General features: G+C 72.1%; 7 protein-coding genes. 2 read left to right on the top strand and 5 right to left on the bottom strand.

What is annotated here, in order from left to right; translation table 11 throughout:
* The first annotated feature begins 60 nt into the window (after nucleotides 1-60).
* The gene (locus tag ATM97_RS10695; RefSeq protein ID WP_255587532.1) at nucleotides 61-2,526 is read left to right on the top strand and encodes an FAD-dependent monooxygenase; all 2,466 of its coding nucleotides are present in this window, start codon (nucleotides 61-63) and stop codon (nucleotides 2,524-2,526) included.
* 6 nt (nucleotides 2,527-2,532) lie between these two features.
* On the opposite strand, the gene ATM97_RS34870 is transcribed toward ATM97_RS10695, so the two are convergent.
* Together ATM97_RS34870 and ATM97_RS10685 are read right to left on the bottom strand one after the other, a co-directional pair.
* Entirely contained in the window at nucleotides 2,533-3,735 is a 1,203-nt protein-coding gene (locus ATM97_RS34870) for a glycosyltransferase (protein WP_218717815.1), read from the bottom strand.
* Between the two features lie 13 nt (nucleotides 3,736-3,748).
* Entirely contained in the window at nucleotides 3,749-5,038 is a 1,290-nt protein-coding gene (locus tag ATM97_RS10685) for a glycosyltransferase (protein WP_218717814.1), read from the bottom strand.
* Nucleotides 5,039-5,079: 41 nt separating this feature from the next.
* Between ATM97_RS10685 and ATM97_RS10680 the strand changes: the two genes are divergently transcribed.
* Complete coding sequence (locus ATM97_RS10680) at nucleotides 5,080-6,084, top strand: Gfo/Idh/MocA family protein (RefSeq protein ID WP_218717813.1); 1,005 nt, start codon at nucleotides 5,080-5,082, stop codon at nucleotides 6,082-6,084.
* Here the strand turns inward: ATM97_RS10680 and ATM97_RS10675 are convergent.
* From ATM97_RS10675 to ATM97_RS10665, 3 genes are read right to left on the bottom strand one after another with little or no spacing between them, the layout of a single operon-like run.
* Nucleotides 6,067-7,131: an alpha/beta fold hydrolase gene (locus ATM97_RS10675; RefSeq protein ID WP_218717812.1), complete on the bottom strand. Its 1,065-nt coding sequence runs from the start codon at nucleotides 7,129-7,131 to the stop codon at nucleotides 6,067-6,069. The two genes, ATM97_RS10680 and ATM97_RS10675, sit on opposite strands and share 18 nt — an antisense overlap.
* Nucleotides 7,128-9,653: a thioester reductase domain-containing protein gene (locus tag ATM97_RS10670; protein ID WP_255587531.1), complete on the bottom strand. Its 2,526-nt coding sequence runs from the start codon at nucleotides 9,651-9,653 to the stop codon at nucleotides 7,128-7,130. Before ATM97_RS10670 ends, ATM97_RS10675 begins: the two co-directional genes overlap by 4 nt.
* A complete protein-coding gene (locus ATM97_RS10665) occupies nucleotides 9,650-19,720 on the bottom strand; it encodes a type I polyketide synthase (RefSeq protein WP_218717811.1) in 10,071 nt (3,356 codons plus the stop codon). The genes ATM97_RS10670 and ATM97_RS10665 overlap by 4 nt, the downstream gene beginning before the upstream one ends.
* Nucleotides 19,721-19,728 lie beyond the last annotated feature (8 nt).

Raw genomic sequence — 19,728 nt, 5'->3', positions numbered from 1 at the left:
AGTTCGTGACGGCGACGACGCCGGTGTTCGCTGAGATCTGACAACGGAGTCGGAGGACAGATGAACCCCAGGACAGACATCGGGCGGGGCCGACGCGGCCATGCCGTGGTGTTGGGAGCGAGCATGGCCGGGCTGTTGACCGCCCGGATCCTGAGCGAGGCCTTCGACAGCGTCACCGTGCTCGAACGCGACGATCTGTCGGCACCCGGCGATCGGCGGGGCGTCCCGCAGGGCAGGCATGTGCACGCACTGCTCGCCCGGGGCAAGCAGAACATCGAAAGCCTGTTTCCCGGCATCACCGCGGAACTGCTCGCCGACGGCGCGGTCGAGTGCCGGTCGCTGAGCGAGATGCGGATGACCATCTCCGGGCACACCCTGCGTCGGTCCGACAGCGGATACTCGCTGCTCCAGGCCAGTCGGCCGTTCCTGGAACGGCGGGTGCGCCGCCGCGTGCGCGCGCTGCCGAACGTCGAGATCCGGGACCGCACGACCGTTCACGGGCTGATCGCCGACGCGGCGAACGCGCGTGTCACCGGAGTCGACGCCGAGGACGGCGGCGGTCGCCGCGCGCTCGGCGCCGACCTGGTGGTGAGCTGCCTCGGCCGCCACGGCCCGATCGACGACTGGCTCGCCGAGCTGGGCTATCAGCGGCCCGCCGAGGAGGGCCTGCGGATCGACATGATGTATGCCAGCCGGTATCTGCGGCTGCCCGCGGGGGCGATCGGCGGCGACAAGGAAATCGTGATCGCGGGCCGGGATCCCGCCCGCGGACTCGCCTTGTTCGCGATCGAGGACGGTCTGCACCTCCTCACGCTGATCGGCTACGGCGGGGACCATCCGCCGACCGACGCCGACGGGTTCTGGCGTTTCGCCGCCTCGGTCGCGCCGCCGGACGTGCGTCGCGCGCTGGTGGACGCGCAACCCCTCGGCGAGGTCAGCACCTACCGTTACCTGGCCAATCTGCGTCGCCGCTATGAGCGTCTGCGCCGGTTCCCGGACGGCCTGCTCGTGCTGGGCGACGCGGTGTGCAGCTTCAGCCCCGCGTTCGGTCAGGGCATGACGGTGTCCTCGCTGCAGGCGCTGGAACTGCGCCGAGTGCTCGCCGCGGGCGACCACGCGCTGGCCGCCCGTTTCTTCCGCGCCGCGGCCGCCGCCGTCGACGACGCCTGGATGATCACCCGCCTGTTCGACCTGGCCATGCCGCACGTGGACGCACAGGGCGAGCCTCGACTGCGCGCCATCGGTTCGCTGGCGCAGGTCGCCGTCGCCATCGGAGCCCGCGATGCGACAGTGGGACAACGTATCTCACGCATCGCGGGTCTGCTGGACCGCCCGTCGGCCGTGTTCGCGCCGAGCGTCCTGCTCGGCGCGGCCGGGGCCACCGTCGGACTGGGGATCGACTGGCTGCGATCCGCCCGAGCCACCGCCGAACCGCGGCCTCGGCCGAGTGCCTTCGATCCGCTGCCGACCGGGCCCGCGCGGGGCTTCCATCTGCTCCCGGTCGCCTCGGTGCGCCGGGACACGCCGGACAGCACCCTCATCGAATTCTCGGTCCCCGATCACCTGGCGAACCGGTACTCCTACCTCGCCGGGCAGCACGTCGTGATCCGCGGCCTCCAGCACGGCCGACCGGTACGCCGCAGCTATTCCCTGTGCGATGCGCCCGGCGACGGGCGGTTACGTATCGCGGTCAAACACCAGGACGGCGGGGCCTTTTCGGACTTCGCCCGCGAACATCTCACCGTGGGCACCCCGCTACACGTCTCGGAGCCGACCGGAACATTCACCGCCACACCGTGTCCCGATCGGGCCGACCACTACGCGGCGGTCGCGGCGGGCAGCGGCATCACCCCCGTCGTCTCGATCATCGCGTCGGTGCTCGCCCACGAGCCCGGGAGCCGGGTCACGCTGCACTACGGCAGCCGCGACCGAACCAGCACCATGCTGGCCGACGCGTTGACCGCGTTGAGCACCCGTTTCCCGGAGCGGTTGCGCATCGTCCACCACCTGTCCCGCCAACACCCGCCGACCGGTGCCGGGAACGTCCGCTATCGGCACGGTCGCATCGACGCGGCGGCGCTCGCTGCCGTCGACGCCGATCACTGGTTCGTCTGCGGGCCCGCCGAACTCACCCGCTCGACCGTGTCGGCGCTGTCCGAGCGTGGGATCGCCGCCGACCGGGTGCACGTGGAGATGTTCGCGACATCCTCACCGGAACCCGCTGCGGCCCAGGCGCCTACACCGCCCTGCGAGGTGACGCTCACCGGCCACGGGGACGATCTGGTGTTCACCATGCCGCAGGGCCGCCCGATTCTCGGCGACGCCGTCCGGTGTCGCGACGACCTTCCCTATTCCTGTCTCGGCGGCTCCTGCGGCACCTGCCTGGCCTCGGTGCGCTCGGGCAGGGTCGTGATGGATCACGATCCCCTGCTGGCGATCAGCGCCGCCGACCTCGCCGCGGGCAAGGTGCTGGCCTGCCGGGCCCACGCCGAAGACGACGCGGTCACCCTCCGGTTCGGCGGCTGACGGCGATCAGCGCGGCGCCACCGCACGGTAGACCGACAGGAGGCGGTCCAGATGACGGGATTGGCGTGGCTCGTCCCCGTGCGCGGCCACTACCCGCCGCATCGCCTCCAGGCGCGTGCGGTCCCCGGCGAGGGCGGTCAGCACCTCGGCGAACGCGGCCGCGGTCGGATCGGCTGCGCGCACGCCGCCGCCCGCGGGCACGGTCTCGGACAGTTCGGGATCGCAGTACACGATCGGCAGTCCCATCGCGACGGCTTCCAGCAGCACCATGCCCTGGGTGTCGCAATCGGAGGTGAGCAGCAGGACGTCGTGCGTGCGCATGGCGGCCAGGCAGGCGGCCTGGTCCACCTCACCGTGCAGACGCACCCGCTCCCCCACCGCCCCCCTCGCCGCACCGACCCGGTCGGCGAGGGGGCCGCTACCGTAGACATCGAGCGTGCAGTGTTCGGCCAGACCGACCGCCGCGATCGCCGCGAGGGGGCGCTTCTCGGCCGACAGCCGTCCACACCACAGGGCCCGCAGCGGCGCCGCGGGGTCGGCCGCCGGCGAATCGGCACGGCGGAGGCGGTCGAGCATCGCGTCGTCGATGCCGTTGGACACCACCTGAATCGGGCGGTCGACGCCACGGGCGGCCAGCCTGCGGGCGAAGTGGTCGGTCGGCACCACCACCCGATCGGCCGCCTGCGCCTGGGCGAGCAGAGGACGCCAGGCCAGGCGCGTGGTCCGGCTGTCGCCGTCGTGGCGCGGTGTGCCGCGCAGAGGCACGAACCAGCCGTGCACCAGTCGCATGCTCAGTGCGGCGAGATACGGTGACGGCGAGTACTTCTCGATCATCGCGTCGTCGCGGCTCTGCATGCTCTGCACGACCGGGAGACCGTGCCTGCGGGCGGCGCGCACGCCGGCGATGCCGACACCGTAGGTGGTCAGCGCGTGGACGACGTCGATCGGCCCGCGCGCGGCGAACGCCGCGTCGAGCAGACGCCGGTTGGCCCGGGTCGGCAGGACCACGGGCAGACCGTTGTTCATCGACAGCGGCACCGTGCGCAGCAGCACCGTGTCGTCGTCGGGGTGCCCGGAACCCGGTGCGGGCGCGGTGAAGACGGTCACCCGGTGACCGAGACCGCGCAGCCCGTCGCACAGTGCGCGCTGGGCGGTCTGCACACCGCCGAGGGTGTCCGGGTGGAAGTCGGTGAAGATCGCGACGTGCACGCGCTCGCCCGGCTCAGGCCGTCGCCGCGACGGCGAGCCGTTCCACCGCGTCCGCGGCCGCCCCGACACCGTTCTCGGCGGCGACCAGGCGCCCGAGTTCGGCCGCCCGGTCGCGGGCTTCGGGTGTCAGCGTGCGCACCAGGGCGTCGTGGAGCCGGTCCGCGGTGAGCGCGGGATACGGGAAGTCCGCGCCGATGCCGAGCTCGGCGATCCGCCAACCGTAGAAGAACTGGTCGCTGTGCACCCCGATGACCACCGCGGGTAGACCGGCGCGCAGCACGTCATGGGTGTTGCCGCTGCCGCCGTGGTGGACGACCGCTCGGCAGCGCGGTAGCACCCGGTCGTAGTCGAAGGAGTCCAGTACGAACAGGTTCCGGTCATAGCCGATTCCGCGTGGGTATCCCTCGCCCTTGACCGTCACCAGGGCGCGGACGCCGAGACGACGGCACACCTCGGCGATCAGATCACAGCTGCCGACGGGGTCCAGGATCGGCATGCCGGTCAGGCAGAAGTAGACCGGGGGCTCACCCTCGTCGAGCCACGCGGTCAGGACCGGGTCGAGGTCGGCTTCCCCCCAGGCGCCGCGCAGCCGGGGCGGCAGGATCGGCGCGCCGACGACGGTCGAACGCTCGGGCCAGTCGGCGGGCTTGGGCAGCAGCACGGGACTGACCATGTGCACCAGGGGAATCCGGTCCTCGCGCATGCGGCGGAACGGATTGCGCGGCGCGCCCGGCAGTTCCATCAGTTCCCTGACCCGCCGGTCCACCCGCCGATAGGCCACCCCGTAGGCGAACTCGAACCCCGCGTAGCTGGCCAGCCGTAACCACCGCGACGCGAACATCTTCTTGACCATGAACGACGACGGGAATTCGCGCGTCCGCTCGAGCGGGTACGGCAGACAGCCGACCACCCGCTGGCCGGTCTTCTCGCCGCGCTCCATCGCCCACGGCAGCGTGGAGGCGCACGACACGATCACCTCGGCGCCCTCGCACGCCTCGGTGAGCACCTGGTGCATCCGCTCACCGCGCTCGCCCGCCATGATCTCGACCGTGTCGAGCATGATGCGCACGAACGGCAGTGTCTTGCCCGAGGACAAGGCCCGTTTGGCTGCGGGCGATTCCAGCAGTTCGGCGGAGTTGAACGGGATGACATGCGGGGTGAAGCCCGACCGCCGCACCACGTCGGCGTAGTTCTCGGTGGCGGTGATCGTCACCGCGTGGCCGCGTGCGGCGAATTCGTCGGCCAGGGCGAGATAGGGCTGATGATCGCCCCGGGTTCCCGCTGTCAGCAAGGCGATACGCATACTCTCGACTTCCGTTCGTGATCTGTTGTTACCGTCTGCTCGTGACCGAAGTTTCGCGCCCCGCGCTCCGTCTCGGCATTCTCGGCGCCGCCGCCATCGCCCCCGCGGCGATCGTGGGTCCGGCCGAGCGCAATCCGGAGGTCGCCGTCACGGCGGTGGCCGCCCGCGATCGCGCCCGGGCGGTGCGGTTCGCCGGCAAGCACCGGATCGCGCGCGTCTACGGCGACTATCAGGAACTGGTGGAGGCTCCCGAGATCGACGCCGTCTACATTCCGCTGCCGAACGGTCTGCACGGTCGCTGGACCCGCGCCGCGGTGGCGGCGGGCAAGCACGTGCTGTGTGAGAAGCCGTTCACCGCCAACGCCGACGAGGCCCGCGAGATCGCCGCGCTGGCACGGGATTCCGGTCGCGTGGTGATGGAGGCGTTCCACTATCGCTATCACCCGCTGATCCGGGCCGCCGAGGACATCGTCGCCTCGGGCGAACTCGGCACGCTGCGACGGGTGGAGACCGCGCTGTCGTTCCCGCTGCCGAAGTTCTCCGACATCCGCTACGACTACGACCTCGCCGGCGGCGCGCTGATGGACGCGGGCTGCTACGCCGTGCACATGGCCCGCGTCCTCGGTGGCCCGGACCCCGAGGTCGTCGACGCGCGGGCCAAGCTGCACGACGACCCCCGGATCGACCGGGCGATGACGGCCGAACTGCGGTTCCCGGCCGGGCACACCGGGCGCATCAGCTGCTCGATGTGGTCCTCGGACGTGCTGCGCATCAGCGCGACGGTCGTCGGCGACCGCGGCCGGATGCGCCTGCTCAACCCGGTGCTGCCGCACTACGGACACCTGCTCCTGGTCCGCTCCGACCAGGGCAGGCGCGTGCGCCGCTTCCCGCACCGCCCGTCCTACGACTACCAACTCGACGCCTTCGCCGACGCGGTCTTGCGCGGGACGCCGGTGGCCACCACCGCGGACGACGCGATCACCACCATGTCCGTCCTCGATGCCATCTACCGCTGCGCCGGGCTGCCACTACGCCTGCCCAGCTGAGCGCTCGTCGAGGAAATCGACGATGTGCCCGAACACGTCCAGTGCCGCGCCACGGCCGATGAACGTGTCCAGGTGCCCGTACGACGGGATCTCGGTGTAGCGCACATCGAGCCCGGGATTGCGCACCGCCAGTACCTCGTGACAGAGCCGGTTGGAATCGAGCCAGGCCGCGTTGCGGCTGCCCGCCAGCAGCAGTACCGGGCAGTCGATGCGGTCGGCGTGGTCGAGCGCGTTCTCGGGCAGTGCCCGGTAGCGGTCGTCGGACAGGTTCCAGCGCACGACCGCGTGGGCCAGTTCCATCTGCCGCAGGTGCGGCAGCACCGACAGCGGAATCGCGCCGAACAGCTCGGCCAGCCGGTCGTGGGTACGCGGGTCGAGGTGATCGTGCGCGAACAACTCGGCGCCCATTCCCCAGCCGTGGTGGACCATCCGGCAGGTCGGATCGGGACAGTCCCCCTTGCGTGAGAGGGCCGCGTAGAGCAGGGTGCGCCGCGACCACAGCCCGACCTTGCGGAAGTCGGATTCGAGGTGGCCGACGCGGGAGCCGAGCAGTTCGCTGCCGACCAGCACCCGGACCCGGGTCGATGCGCTCACCTTCGGGGTGAGGAAGACACCCTGGGCGACGACACCGGCCAATCCGGGCAGCAGGCCGGCGGTCAGGCTCTGCGCCAGCGCCAGCGCGCCGACGCAGTGCGCCACCGCGAACAGCGGTCGATCGCCGATGTGGTCCCGGATCCGGGCGACCGCGGCGGGCAGGTCGTAGAGCGCGACATCGTCGAGGGTGTACGGCGGGCCGGAGACGTTGTAGGGCAGGCGGCTGCTGCCGCGCCAGTCGAGCAGCCACGACTGGTAGCCCGCGTCGGCGAGAACGTCGACGAGATTGCGGATCTCGGTCAGCGCGAACATCTCCGAGGACACCCCGTGGCCGTGCACCAGCAGCACCGCGGGCCCGCCGTCGGGGCCGACGCGGCGCAATCGCAGGTCCAGGCCGTCGGCGGTGCGGAGCGTGATCGTCTCGGGTTCGGTGGTCACCGGGGACTCGGTCATCGGCGGCGCTCCTTCCGCAGGGCGCGTCGCAGGTCGAGCAGGTCGATGCCGACGCGCAGCATGGGCTCCACAACGCTCTTGCCGAGCTGCCCGCCGAACCAGCTCAGCCACAGCAGCTTCGCCAGTCGCCGTTGCCGTTCGGGCAGTCGCGGGTCGATCTCGATGCCGTCGATCTGGTCGGGCAGGTAGGTGTGCATCGGCACGGCGACCTCGCCGGTGTAGGCGCCGGGTTCGCCGGTGCGGCCGATCTCGACGACCTGGGTGCCGAGCTGGCGGACGAATCGGCGCCGGGCGGCGGCGAACTTGTAGCCGGTCCACCACCAGGTGCTGCCCGCCGCGTCACGCAGGGTCAGGTCGTACCGCATGATCGGGTGCCGCAGGTCGTCGGCCAGCGGGATCCCATCGTGCGGGCGGACCGTGGCGGTGCCCTCGATGCGCAGCGGTTCGGCGTGCAGGGCGGGGCAGGTGAGCTCGCCGGTGACGTCGAGCGTGCGCGCCGCGAAGACCTGCGCGCTGTCGGCCACCGACAGTGTCAGCCGCAGGTCGCACGGAAACGGCGCCGATTCGCCTGTGCGGGTGACGGTTCCACTGAGCGTCTCGCAGAAGCGCAGGTAGGGGTGCTCGCTGTCCGGGGCCATGGCCGCCATGGCGGTGAGCATCCGGGCGCGCGCCGGGCCCGCGGCGGCGGGTGCGGGCAATCCGTGGGCGGCAACGAAAGCCGCGGTCCGGGTCGCGGTCGCGGGCGGGGTGTTCACCATGGCCGCCAGCTGCCGCCGGGCCACGGGGCTGCCCAACACCTGGGCCAGTGGCGCCAGTTCCGCCACACCCTCGTCCTCGACCGCGCGCACCACGTCCGCGCACCACTGCGCCCAGTCCTGCACGCGCACACCCAGGCCGCCCAGCGTGGTCTCGGCCATGATCTGGTCGAGCGAGGTGGGCGGACCGGTGAGATGGTAGGTCTGACCCCACGCGTCCGGGGTGAGCACGATCTGCGCGGCGACGCGGCTGACCCAGTCCACCGGCGCCGCGTTCAGGTACCGGAAGCCGGGCACGGTCCGCAAGCGCAGCAGGGCCGCGGTGATTCCGGTGTTGAGGTCGCGGGGATTGTGGGCACCGGTCTCGGGATGACCGCCGATTCCGCCCGGACGCAGCACGGTCACCGTCAGACCGTGCTCGCCCGCCCGCCGCAGCAGCGCCTCGGCCGCCCACTTCGACCGGTCGTAGCCGATGGGCAGGGCGGCGACATTCGCGGTGGGCGCGTCCTCGGCCAGCGTCGTGGCGGTCGCGCCGTTGAACACCGCCAGCGACGAGACGTGGTGCACCGGTTTGGACCGCGTGGTGCAGGCCAGCTCGGCCAGGATGAGCGGACCGTGGACGTTCGTGCCGCGCAGCGACGGATAGCCGCGCAGGAAGTCGACCGCGGCGCCCGCGTTGACGATCGCGTCGACCTCGGCGGCCAGCGATTCCCAGCGCGCGTCGGTCAGGCCGAGCCGGGACGCGCGCAGGTCCCCGGCCAGTGGGGTGACCCGGCGCAGGATCTCCCGCGACCACGGCAGGGCGTAGCGCCGCAGCGCGTGTTCGAGCCGCTGCGTCGCGGCCGCATCGTCGTCGGCCCGGACCAGGCACACGACATGGGCGTCGCTGTGCCGCAACAGGTCCAGCAGCAGGTGACTGCCGAGGAATCCGGTCGCGCCGGTCAGCAGGATCCGGCGCGGGACCACCCGCTCCGGCGCGGCGACCACCGGAAGGCGATCGGCCCCGGCCAGATCCGCGAAAAGCAGCGCCAGGTCATCGGTGTCGGGGATGTCCGGGGATGTGGGCGGCGCCACCTTCGACGGTGCGACGGATTCGGTGGCTGTCGCGGTCCGGTCGGCTGTTTCGGCCAGCCACCGCTGGGCCAGCCGACGCGGTCGCGCATCGAAGAACACCGTGTCCAGGTCGAGCTGGACATCCAGCTCGCGCGCCAAGGCCGCGACCAGTTCGACGGCCGCGATGGATGTGCCGCCCGCGTCGAAGAAGTCGGTATCGACGCCGACCGGCGAATCGGCGAAACGGGCGGCCAGGGCGGCGATCGCGAGGGCCAACTCGTCGGCGTCGGTGCCGGTCACCAGGGCACTGCGCCCCGAGGCGATCCCCTCCGGTGTCTCGCGGCCGGTCGACCCCGAGGCACCGGACCCCGTCGCGCCGACGCTACTGCCGGACCCCGCTATGCCGGGCTCGGTCACCCCGCTACCGCTGGACTTCGCAGCGCCAGGCTCGGTCCCGTGCCCACCGCCGGACTCCGCAACGCCCAGCTCCGTCGCGCCACTACCGCCCGACTCCGCGATACCGGGCACGGGACCACTGCCCGACTCGGCGGTCTGCGGGCGGCCGGTCGCCACCCCGGCACCATTGCGGACGCCGACACGAGCCAGCAGTGCGGCGACATCCATTCCCGCGGCGCCACTGTCGATCGACTCGCCGCGGGCGCGGCGGTCGACGGCGGGACTGCGGGGACCGGTCACTGCGTCCTGACTCGTCATTCGGGCACCTCTCCGGCGGGCACCGGGGTGTGCCAGGAACGGAACGCGCGCAGCCGTTCCGGTGTCGTCGACACCTTCTGCGCGTCGTCGTGGATGTCGTGCCCGTGCAGGCGCGCGGCCAGGCGGCGGGCGGGGGTGTTGCGGGCGGTGTTGTCGACCGTCATGCGGACAGTCGCACAGCCCAGCGCCTCGGCCCGGTCGGCGACCCAATGCAGCAGCCGCTCCTCCACACCGCGACCGAGGGCCCGGCAGCTGAGCTGCCAGCCGGTGACGCGCAGACTGTCACCGTCCACGCGCAGCGCGAGCACGGAGATCAAGCCGTAGTCACCGAACCGGTCGCGCGCGGTGGCGGTCCACACCTCACCCTCGGTGCGCCAGCGATCCAGGTCGTCGACGGTGACGGCGGCGAGGGTGAACTGGGTGGTCCGGCGCACGAGCTGGTGGGCCCGGGGGGCGGAGTCGTCGGTGAGCGCCTCGATGTTCACCACCAGGTCGAGCTCGTCGAGGAACTGCTCGAACTCGACCCCCGCGCGCGCGATGTCGCGGGCGGACTCCTGACGGTAGAACTCGGCCCGGCTCCGGTCCTCGGCGGTCGTGGCGAGCGGAACGAGTGGCCACAGGCGGGTGAGCAACGACGGGAGCTCGTCGGCGGGCGGGCAGGTCACGGCGAGGACTTCCGGGAGTTCGGCGCGCATCCGCGCGATCTCCACGGGGTTGTCGTCGAGATAGCAGAAAGTGTCCAGCCCCAGTCGCAGCGAGTCGGCGACGGCGGCCAAGCGCCCCGGCTTGGCGTCCCATCCCGTCGAGACCACGGCGAAATCCGCAGGGCGCAACGGACTGTCCGGACGCTCGAGGATCGCGCGGACGATGTCGTCGTCGTTGTTGGTCACCAGTACCAGCAGGGTGCCCGCGTCGCGCCAGTGCCGCAGCCTGGCGGCCAAGGCCAGCCGAGGCGCATCGAAACGCACTCCCGCGGCACCGCTTTCGCCTGCCGTTCCGCTCCACAGCGTGTCGTCGCCGTCGACGGCGATCACCTTCGGCGCGGGTTCGCCTACTGCCGTGACGGTCGCGGCCAGGGTCAGCGCCACCGCGGCCTGGAACTCCGGCGTGAACGGCAGGTGCGCGAGGATCTCGGTGCGCTCGTCGAAGGGTGCCTCGACCGCGTGGAATCGACTCCAGTCCGAAGGCTCGAGCAGTGCGACGCCGGGCGCCTCCCGCAGCCGTTCGGTGACATCACGCTCCCAGCCCGAGAACCGCGGAGCGGGCCGAGACGAGGGCAGGATGCCGACGATGATCGGCCGACGCGTCCGCGCGACGACATCGGTGATCGCCGACGGGAACGCGGTGGCCAACTCGTGCAGGACATCGTCGCCGAGATCGCCGAAACGTTCCAGGTCCGTGGCACGGACCAGCACGATGCCGATCTCGGTCGACGGCTGCGCGAACACGCCCGACGGGTCACGCAGACACGACAGCACCTGGTGATAGGGCGCCTCGGCGACGGTGAGCGCCGTGTCCGCGGCGGCCGCGAGCAGTTCGGGCAGCCGCCCCAGCGCGAAGGTCGCGCCGAGCGCGACCCGCGGACCGGACTCCGACTGCGGCCCGGCACTTTCCGTCCCGGCGGGCGCGCCGGGATCGGCGACCGCCGCAGCGACGACATCGAGGTAGTACCTGCCGAACTCGGCACAGGTCGGCGCGTCGATGATGTCGGTGTTGTACGTGAACCACACCTGATCGGTATCCGGCAGCACCGCGATCATCAGATCGAGATCCGAGAAGCCGGTGCTCACCGGGACGATCTCCGCGGTGGCCACCGCGGAGTTGGCGCGCAGATAGTTGAAGTAGACCTCGACCATCGGCGCGTTGTCCCGGTACAGCCCTTCCCCGGCCAGGGCGGCCAGCACCTCGGCGAAGCCGGCGCCCGGCGCGAGGAGGGTGCGGAGCCGGTCGGCGGTGCGGCGCAGAACATCGGCGACGCGATCGCCGTCGGCCACCTCCGCCGGGAACGGCACGGGCACCCCGAAATATCCGACCGCGTCGGTCGCGTCCGCGTGCATACGGGTGTCGACCGGCACCGCGAGCGCGAACCGCTCGACCTGTTGCCGCCGTGCCAGGGCGACGGTCAGCGCGCCGAGGAACAGCGCGGCCGGGGTGATCCCGAGCTCGCGTGCCCGATCGGCCACCCGGTCGTGCAGTCCGTCCGGCAGGTCCAGGGCCACAGCTCCGGCGCCGTAGGTGCGCTCGGTCGGTCGGGGCCGGGCGAGCGTCAGCTCGAGTCGCCGCGCCCCGGCGAAGGCAGCGCCCCAGCGGGCCACGGCGGTGTCGTCGCGTCGGCTCGGCTGTGCGGTGAGCAGCTGGTGCAGGTCCCGGTTGGTGACGGTGTCGTCGAGCGGGACACCGGACAGCTCGGTCGCGAGTTCGCCCGCGACCAGCAGCATCGACTGCACATCGCTCATGCCGTGGTGCGCGCCGAACAGCAGCACCTGACCGGCCGATCCGGCGTCGAGCAGTTCGAAACGCCACAGCGGGCCGGTCGCCGGATCGAACGGCAGCGCCATCAGGGCGCGGAAGTGTTGTTCGACGACGGCGTCCTCGAGTCGTTCCAGCGCGCGCCACCCCACCGACAGCTCGGCCTCGCGACGGATGGCCAGCTCGCGGCCGTGGGCCTCGCTGGGCCGGATGGTGGTACGCAAGGCGGCATGGCGCCGGGCGAGCCTGCCGACAGCGGACTCCAGCTGCGCCCGGGTGACCGGTACCGGCACCCGGACGGCGACGCCACCGGTCTGCGCGGCGCTCGGAATGCCGAGCTGTTCGGTGCGCAGCAGCCGCATCATGTCCCGGGTCACCGGCAGTACCTCGACCTCGGGGACCTCGACCGCCACGGCGGCGGTGCTGTCGCCGTGGCGACGGCCGACTTCGTCCACGAGATACCCCGCGAGATCGGTCAGGCTCTGCTCGGCGAGGATCGTGCCCAGGGGCACCGCGATTCCGGTGTGCTCGCGCACCTTGTTCCGCAGTTCCACCGCCATCAGCGAATCCAGGCCGAGGCTCTGGAACGACGTCGCGACCTCGACCGTCTCGGTGCCGCTGTGGCCGAGGACTTCGCCCGTCCACCCGGCCAGCGCGGCCGTGGCGGTGGCGATCGCTTCGGCGCGGGGGGCGGTGCGCAGTTCGTCGGCGAAACGCGAGCTCACCGCCGCGTCGGCGGTCGCGCGCTCGGCCACGGCACGGCGGGGCGCCCGCCGGACCAGCCCGTGCAGCAACGGAGGGACCGCCGCCGACCCGCGAAGCACGGCGGTGTCCAGCAGCAGCGGTACCAGTAGCGAATCACCCTGTGCGAGTGCGGCATCGAAACACGCCATCCCGTCGGGGACGGCGAACGCGCGGACACCGGCGCGGGCGATGCGCGCGATATCGGCACGAGCCAGGTGGTCGTGCATGTCGACTTCCCAAGCGCCCCAGGCCAGGGCCTGCGCGGGAAGACCGAGCGACCGGCGATGCGCGGCGAGCGCGTCGAGATAGGCGTTGGCAGCCGCGTAGTTGGCCTGGCCCGGGGTGCCGAACAGGCCGCCCGCCGCGGAGAACAGGACGAACATCGACAGCGGACGATCCGCGGTGAGCTCGTGCAGATGATGCGCCGCGTCGACTTTCGGGCGTAGGACCGCGGCCAGCCGCTCCGGGGTGAGCGAGCCGATCGTGGCGTCGTCGAGAACGCATGCCGCGTGCACGACACCGGCCAGTGGCAGCCCGTCGAGCAGATCGGCCAGCGCGGACCGGTCGGTGATGTCAGCGGCGGCGAACCGCACCCGCGCACCCCGCTGCTCGAGGTCGGCCCGCAGCTGCTCCCCGCCGGGGCCGTCGAGGCCGCGGCGGCTGACCAGGACCAGGTTCCGTGCACCGTAGGCGTCGACCAGGTGGCGCGCGAGCGCCGAGCCGAGGCGGCCCGGCGCACCGGTGATCAGCACCGCGCCGTCGTCCAGGGCGATCCGGCGTGGCGGCGTGGTCTCGGCGACCTCCGACAGCCGGGTCAGCCTCGGCACGAATGCGCGACCGTCGCGCACGAGGAGCTGCTGCTCGCCGGTGGTCAGCAGCGCCGGGTAGTCGAGGCCGGGGTCGGTCGAGTCGACCAGGACGATCCGGCCGGGGTTCTCCGACTGGGTCGAACGCACCAGGCCCCACACGACCGCACCGGCGGGGTCCGGGCTGATCGAGGACGCGGGCAGCGCCGAGGAATCGCTCCGGGCGAGCTCCGGCGGATTCTCGGCCACCGCGCCGCGCGTGCGCACCACGAGGGTGGATCGCTCGAAACGGTGGTCGCCGAGGAAGGTCTGGAGCTGAGCCAGCACCTCCCGGGCAGTGGCGTGCACCGCGCTGGGTGACCGCCCTTCGGGCACGCCGAGCACGACCGTCGCGCCGGGGGCGGGCCACTCGACCACCTCCGACGACCCCGCCGCGGTCGGCAGTACCACCGGCGTCCAGGTCAGGCGGTACAGCCGACGCAAAGCCGCCGGTGACGCCCCCTGCCACCGGGCGATGTCGACCGGACGCGACAGCAGCGACCCCACCGACACGACCGGACGGCCGGTCCGATCCGTCGCCGTCAGCGTGACCGCGTCGGGCCCGGATCGGGTGAGCCGCACCCGCAGCGCGGTCGCGCCGGTCGCCGACAGCACGACATCGGACCAGACGAACGGCAGCAGCGCGTGCTCGCCGTCGCTCGCGAACAGCGCGGTGGCGTGCAGGGCGGCGTCGAGCAGGGCGGGGTGGATGCCGAAGGCGGCCGCGTCGTCGTGTGCCTGCTCGGGCAGTTCGACGTCGACGAACAGGTCGTCGTCGCCTCGCCAGGCGGCACGCATCGCCCGGAACACCGGCCCGTACCGATGACCTCGGGCGAACAGCCGATCGTAGAGTTCGCCGACATCGACGGACTCCGCACCGGTCGGAGGCCACACCGACGAATCCAGCTGTGCCGGTGCGACTCCCGGTTCCTCGGCGAGCAGCCCGTCGGCGTGCACTGTCCACTGCGCGTCCGGATCGTGCTCGTCGCGGGCGTAGACGCGCACGGTGCGCCGGTGCTCGGCGTCGGCGCCACCGACGACCACCTGGATCTGCACGGCGGCGCGCTCGGGGACCAGCAGCGGGGCCCGCAACACCAGTTCCCGCACGACCGGGCAGTCCACCTCGTCACCGGCGCGGATCGCCCATTCGACCAGTGCCGCGCCGGGCACCAGAACGGCAGAGGGTCCCGCGTGATCGGCGACCCAGGGATGCCGGGCCCGGGACAGCCGTCCGGTGAGGGTGACCCCACCAGACTCCGGGTGCGCGACCACGGCGCCGAGCAGCGGATGCGTGATGTCGTCGAGGCCGCTCGCGCCCGTGGCGCGGTGGCCGCTGTCGGTCCAGAATCGCCGCTCGTCGAACGCGTAGGTGGGCAGGTCGATCCGGCCGGGGCCGGGGGCCAGCCTGGTCCAGTCCAGATCGTGGCCGGCCGCGTACAGCACCGCCTGCGATCGGGCCAGCGCTTTCGGCCCGTCCTGATCCCGTACCAGCGAACCGACGGCGATCACGTCGCGCCCGAGCTCCTCCGACACCGTGCGCACGGCGGCCGTCAACGACGGATGCGCGCCGAGTTCCACGAAGTAGCGGAAGCCGTCGCCGACCATCCGCTCGACGGTGGCCGCGAAGCGCACGGTCTCGCGAGCGTTGCGGTACCAGTAGTCCGGTCCCGTCGGCGCGGTCGTCACCGGTTCGCCGGTCACCGTCGAATACCACGGGGTGGTGGGCACGTGCGCGGTCGTCTCGGCCAACTGCGTGGTCAGGTCCGAACGGATCTCCTCGATGATCCGGCAGTGCCCGGCGAGACCGGGACCCGAGGCGCCGAGCCGGGTGTAGATACCCGCGCCGTCGAGTTCGGCGAGCAGTTCGGCCACGGCGGCCTGCTCACCGGCGACGATGGTCGAGCGCCGGATATTGACCGCCGCGATCGACACCCGGCCGTCGTAGGCGAGCAGCCGCGCGGCGACCTCGGCCTCGGGCAGGCCGATCATCGCCATGGCCGCGGGCTCGTCGATGGCCTGCATCAGGCGGCTGCGGGTGACGACGATCCGCGCGGCATCGTCGAGGGCCAGCGCGCCCGCGCAGTACGCGGCCGCGATCTCGCCCTGGCTGTGCCCGAGCACGGCATCCGGGACGACGCCCGCCGCCCGCCAAGTGGCGGCCAGCGCGGCCATGGTCGCGAACAGCAGTGGCTGGACGACAGGGAAATCGACGAGGTCGGCGGGGGTCGAGGTGGCCAGCCGGTCGGTCAGCGACCAGCCGAGATGCGCACCGAACGCCTTGTCGCACAGGTCGAATTCCGTGCGGAACGCCACCGAGGCCGCCAGCATGTCCAGGGCCATGCCGACCCACTGCATGCCCTGCCCGGGGAAGACGAAGGCGGTCTTGGCGGTGGTCAGCACCGGCCCGTCGCCCACCACCACATTCGCCGAAGCCCGCCTCTCGACCAGGTCGCGCAGCGCGCCGACCATCTCGTCCCGATCGGTGGCCACCAGGACGGCGCGGCGCTCGAACTGCGTGCGTTCTGTGGTCAGCGCACGCGACACGGCCCACGGTTCGGCACCGGGATCGGCCAGCACGAACTCCAGCAGCCGCTCGGCCTGCCCGTGCAGTGATCGTTCGCTGCGGGCCGAGATCGGCAGCAGCGCCACCGACGTCGCCGGGCCGGATTCCGCGGGTGCGGGGACCGGCGCGGGTTCCTCGAGGATCAGGTGCGCGTTCGTGCCGCTCAACCCGAAGGCGCTCACTCCGGCCCGGCGCGGCCGGTCGCCGCGTCGCCACGGCGCCGTCTGTCCGTGGACGGCGACCCCGCTGCGCTCCCAATCGACATGGGGCGAGGGCACATCCACGTTGACGGTGGCCGGAATGCGCTGGTGTTCGAGCGCGAGTACCAACTTGATGACGCCGGCCACGCCCGCCGCGGCCTGGGTGTGACCGAGGTTCGACTTCAGCGACCCGACCCCCAGCGGCCGCCCCGGATCACGCCCGGGTCCGTACACCCGTGCCAGGGCCCGAGCCTCGATCGGATCGCCCAGCGCGGTCCCCGTACCGTGCGCCTCCACATAGTCGATGTCGTGCGGCGCCAGCCCCGACGCGCGCAACGCCGCGCGCAGGACCTGTTCCTGCGCAGCGCCATTGGGTGCGCTCAACCCCTGACTGCGGCCGTCCTGGTTGACCGCGGACCCCCGCACGACCGCCAGCACCCGATCACCGTCGCGGCGCGCGTCGCTCAGCCGCTTCAGCAGGACCATGCCCGCGCCTTCGGCCCACACGGTTCCGTCGGCGTCGGCCGAGAACGGCGCGCACCGGCCGGTCGGCGACAGCACACCCAACCGGCACAGCTCGATATGGGCGACCGGTGACATGAGCAGGGTGGCGCCGCCCGCCAGGGCGAGATCGCACTCCCCCGCTCGCAGCGCCTGCATCGCCAGGTGCATCGCCACGATCGACGACGAGCACGCCGTGTCCAGGGTGACGGCCGGACCGTGCAACCCCAGCGTGTAGGAGATCCGCCCCGAGGCGACGCTGGGCGAAAGCCCCGTCCCCACTTGACCGTTCAGCTGTTCGGGCGCGGGATCGGCCAGATACCCGGTGCTGTACACACCCAGGTACACGCCGGTGGCGCTGCCGTGCAGGGTCCGGGGATCACGCCCCGACCGCTCGATGGCCTCCCAGGCCAGCTGCAGCATCATCCGCTGCTGCGGGTCCATGACCGCCGCTTCGCGCGGGCCGATGCCGAAGAACGCGGCGTCGAAGCGGTCGATCCCGTCGACGTACCCACCACGGAACGTATACGCCGTGCCGGTCGCGGAGGTGTCCGGGTTGTACAGGCCGTCGATGTCCCAGCGGCCCGGCGGCACCTCGCCCAGCCCGTCGGCCTCGCTGTCGAGCAGCCGCCACAGCGCCTCGGGGGAATCGGCGGCGCCCGGGAACCGGCAGGACATGGCGATGATCGCGATCCCGTCGTCGTCGCTGTCCTCGCTCGCCGCCGCGTCGACTACCGGGGACGGCGCGGGCGCGTCCTGCGTCGGTGCCGTCAGCACGGTGGCGACACCGTCGATCGTGGGATGGTCGAAGAACAGATTGGTGTCGATGAAGCGGCCGGCGAAGTCCGACAGGTCCACCACCAGCTCCACCAGATCGGCCGAGCCCAAACCGAATTCGACGAGCGGGCGGTGCACGTCGATCCGCTCGGGGTCCAGCAGCGCCTGCCGGGCGATCGCGGTCACGAGCCAGTCCCGCACCGCTTCCGCCGACAGTGCCGACGCGGGTTCGGCGGCCACGGGCGCGTCGACCGGCTCGCCGTCGGCACACTCCCCTTCCGGTGAGCGCCCAGGTCCCGCCAGCAGCGTGAGCAATTCGCCGGACAGATAGGCCGACCGGCACGCCGAGCGCTGGATCTTCCCGCTGCTGGTCTTGAAGATCGTGCCCGAACGGATCAACAGCACCGCGGCCACCGTGAGCCCGTGCTCGGTCGCCACCGCGGCCCGCACGGCGCCTTCGATCGCGGACAGTTCGGCGGGATCGGTCTCGCGCACCTCCGCCACGACCACCGGCTGCTCGCCGTCGAGATCGACGGCGAAGGCCGCCACGCACCCCGCGCGCACCCCGCGGTGCGCCGCCTCGACGGTGACCTCGATGTCCTGCGGATAGTGGTTGCGCCCATCCACGATCACCAGATCCTTGCGCCTGCCCGTGACGAAAAGCTCACCGGCGGAGAGAAATCCCAGATCGCCGGTACGCAAGAACTTCTCGTCGCGTCCGGGTAGCGCGGCCCCGAAGACCTCGGCGGTGGCCGCCGCGTCCCGGAAGTAGCCCGCCGAGACGCTGCCGCCCGCCACCCAGATCTCGCCTTCCTCCCCCTCGCCGCGCTCGGTTCCGCGCTCCGGATCGACGACGGCCACCGAGATTCCCGGCACCGCGCTCCCGACGCCGACGAGTTCGCCACCGCGCGTAAGACTTCCGGTAATGGGCACGATCGTCGGCGCGGCGGTGGTGGCCGGCGCGGTGACGATCAGGGTGGCCTCGGCCAGGCCGTAGACCGGCTGCTGGGCCGTCGCGCGGAATCCGGCGCGCGCGAAAGTGTCGGCGAAGCGGCGTACAGTGCCCGCCCGCACGGGTTCGGAGCCGTTGAACGCGACCCGCCACGAGCTCAGGTCCAGGTCGTCGAGCTGCTCGGGCGCGATCCGGCGCAGGCACAGCTCGTAGGCGAAATTCGGTCCGCCGCTGGTGTGCGCGCGATAGGTGGAGATCGCGCGCAGCCACCGTTGCGGCCGCTGCAAGAAGTGCAGCGGCGACATCAGCACCGAATGCGCCCCGCGATACACCGTGTGCAGTAGCGGCGCGATGAGTCCCATGTCGTGGTACATCGGCAGCCAGCTGGCGAACAGCGCGCCGTCGTGGTCGGCGATCCGGTCGTGCCCGAGTCCGGCGGTCAGCGCCGCCTGGTTGTGCAGCAGGTTGGCGTGGGTGAGCACCACGCCACGTGGCGCGCTGGTCGAGCCGGAGGTGTATTGCAGGAACGCCACCGAGTCGGGTCGCAGCTCGGGTTCGCGCCAGCGCAGGGCGGCCGCGCTGGGCAGGTCGTCGGTCGACAGCCACGGCACCCCGGCCAATTCCGGGATCTCCACGCCCAGCGCCGCCGCGTCCGCGAGGATCCGGCGCGGCGCCAGAACGATGTCGACCTCGGCGTGGGCCACCATCCGCCGCAAGCGCCGCAGCGACCGGTTCTCCCACTCCGGCAGCGGCGCGGGCACCGCCACCACACCGGCGGCCAGACAACCGAAGAACGCCTCGGCGAACTCGGGCCCGGCCGGGTAGAGCAGCAGCGCGCGCCGCGGCGCGCGATCCTGCAGGACCGCTCCGATGGCGCGTGCTCGCCGCCCCAGTTCGGCATAGGACAATTCGCGCACGACACCATCGACGTCACCATTGTCCAAGAACCGATACACCACCTCGGCCGGTCGATTCTCGACCTGGGCGAACAATGTGTCGACGAAAGTGTTGAGCACGAACTACT

The sequence above is a fragment of the Nocardia sp. MH4 genome (genome assembly GCF_019266065.1).
Taxonomy (GTDB): domain Bacteria; phylum Actinomycetota; class Actinomycetes; order Mycobacteriales; family Mycobacteriaceae; genus Nocardia; species Nocardia canadensis.
Note: the sequence above shows the minus strand (reverse complement) of the source record. Positions and strands in the feature narration are given on the sequence as shown.

What these genes read in the sequence shown, in the direction of transcription:
- ATM97_RS10675 (WP_218717812.1), bottom strand. Translation starts at nt 7,131, where the DNA reads ATGACCGAGTCCCCGGTGACCACCGAACCCGAGACGATCACGCTCCGC.
- ATM97_RS10670 (WP_255587531.1), bottom strand. Translation starts at nt 9,653, where the DNA reads ATGACGAGTCAGGACGCAGTGACCGGTCCCCGCAGTCCCGCCGTCGAC.
- ATM97_RS10695 (WP_255587532.1), top strand. Translation starts at nt 61, where the DNA reads ATGAACCCCAGGACAGACATCGGGCGGGGCCGACGCGGCCATGCCGTG.
- ATM97_RS10685 (WP_218717814.1), bottom strand. Translation starts at nt 5,038, where the DNA reads ATGCGTATCGCCTTGCTGACAGCGGGAACCCGGGGCGATCATCAGCCC.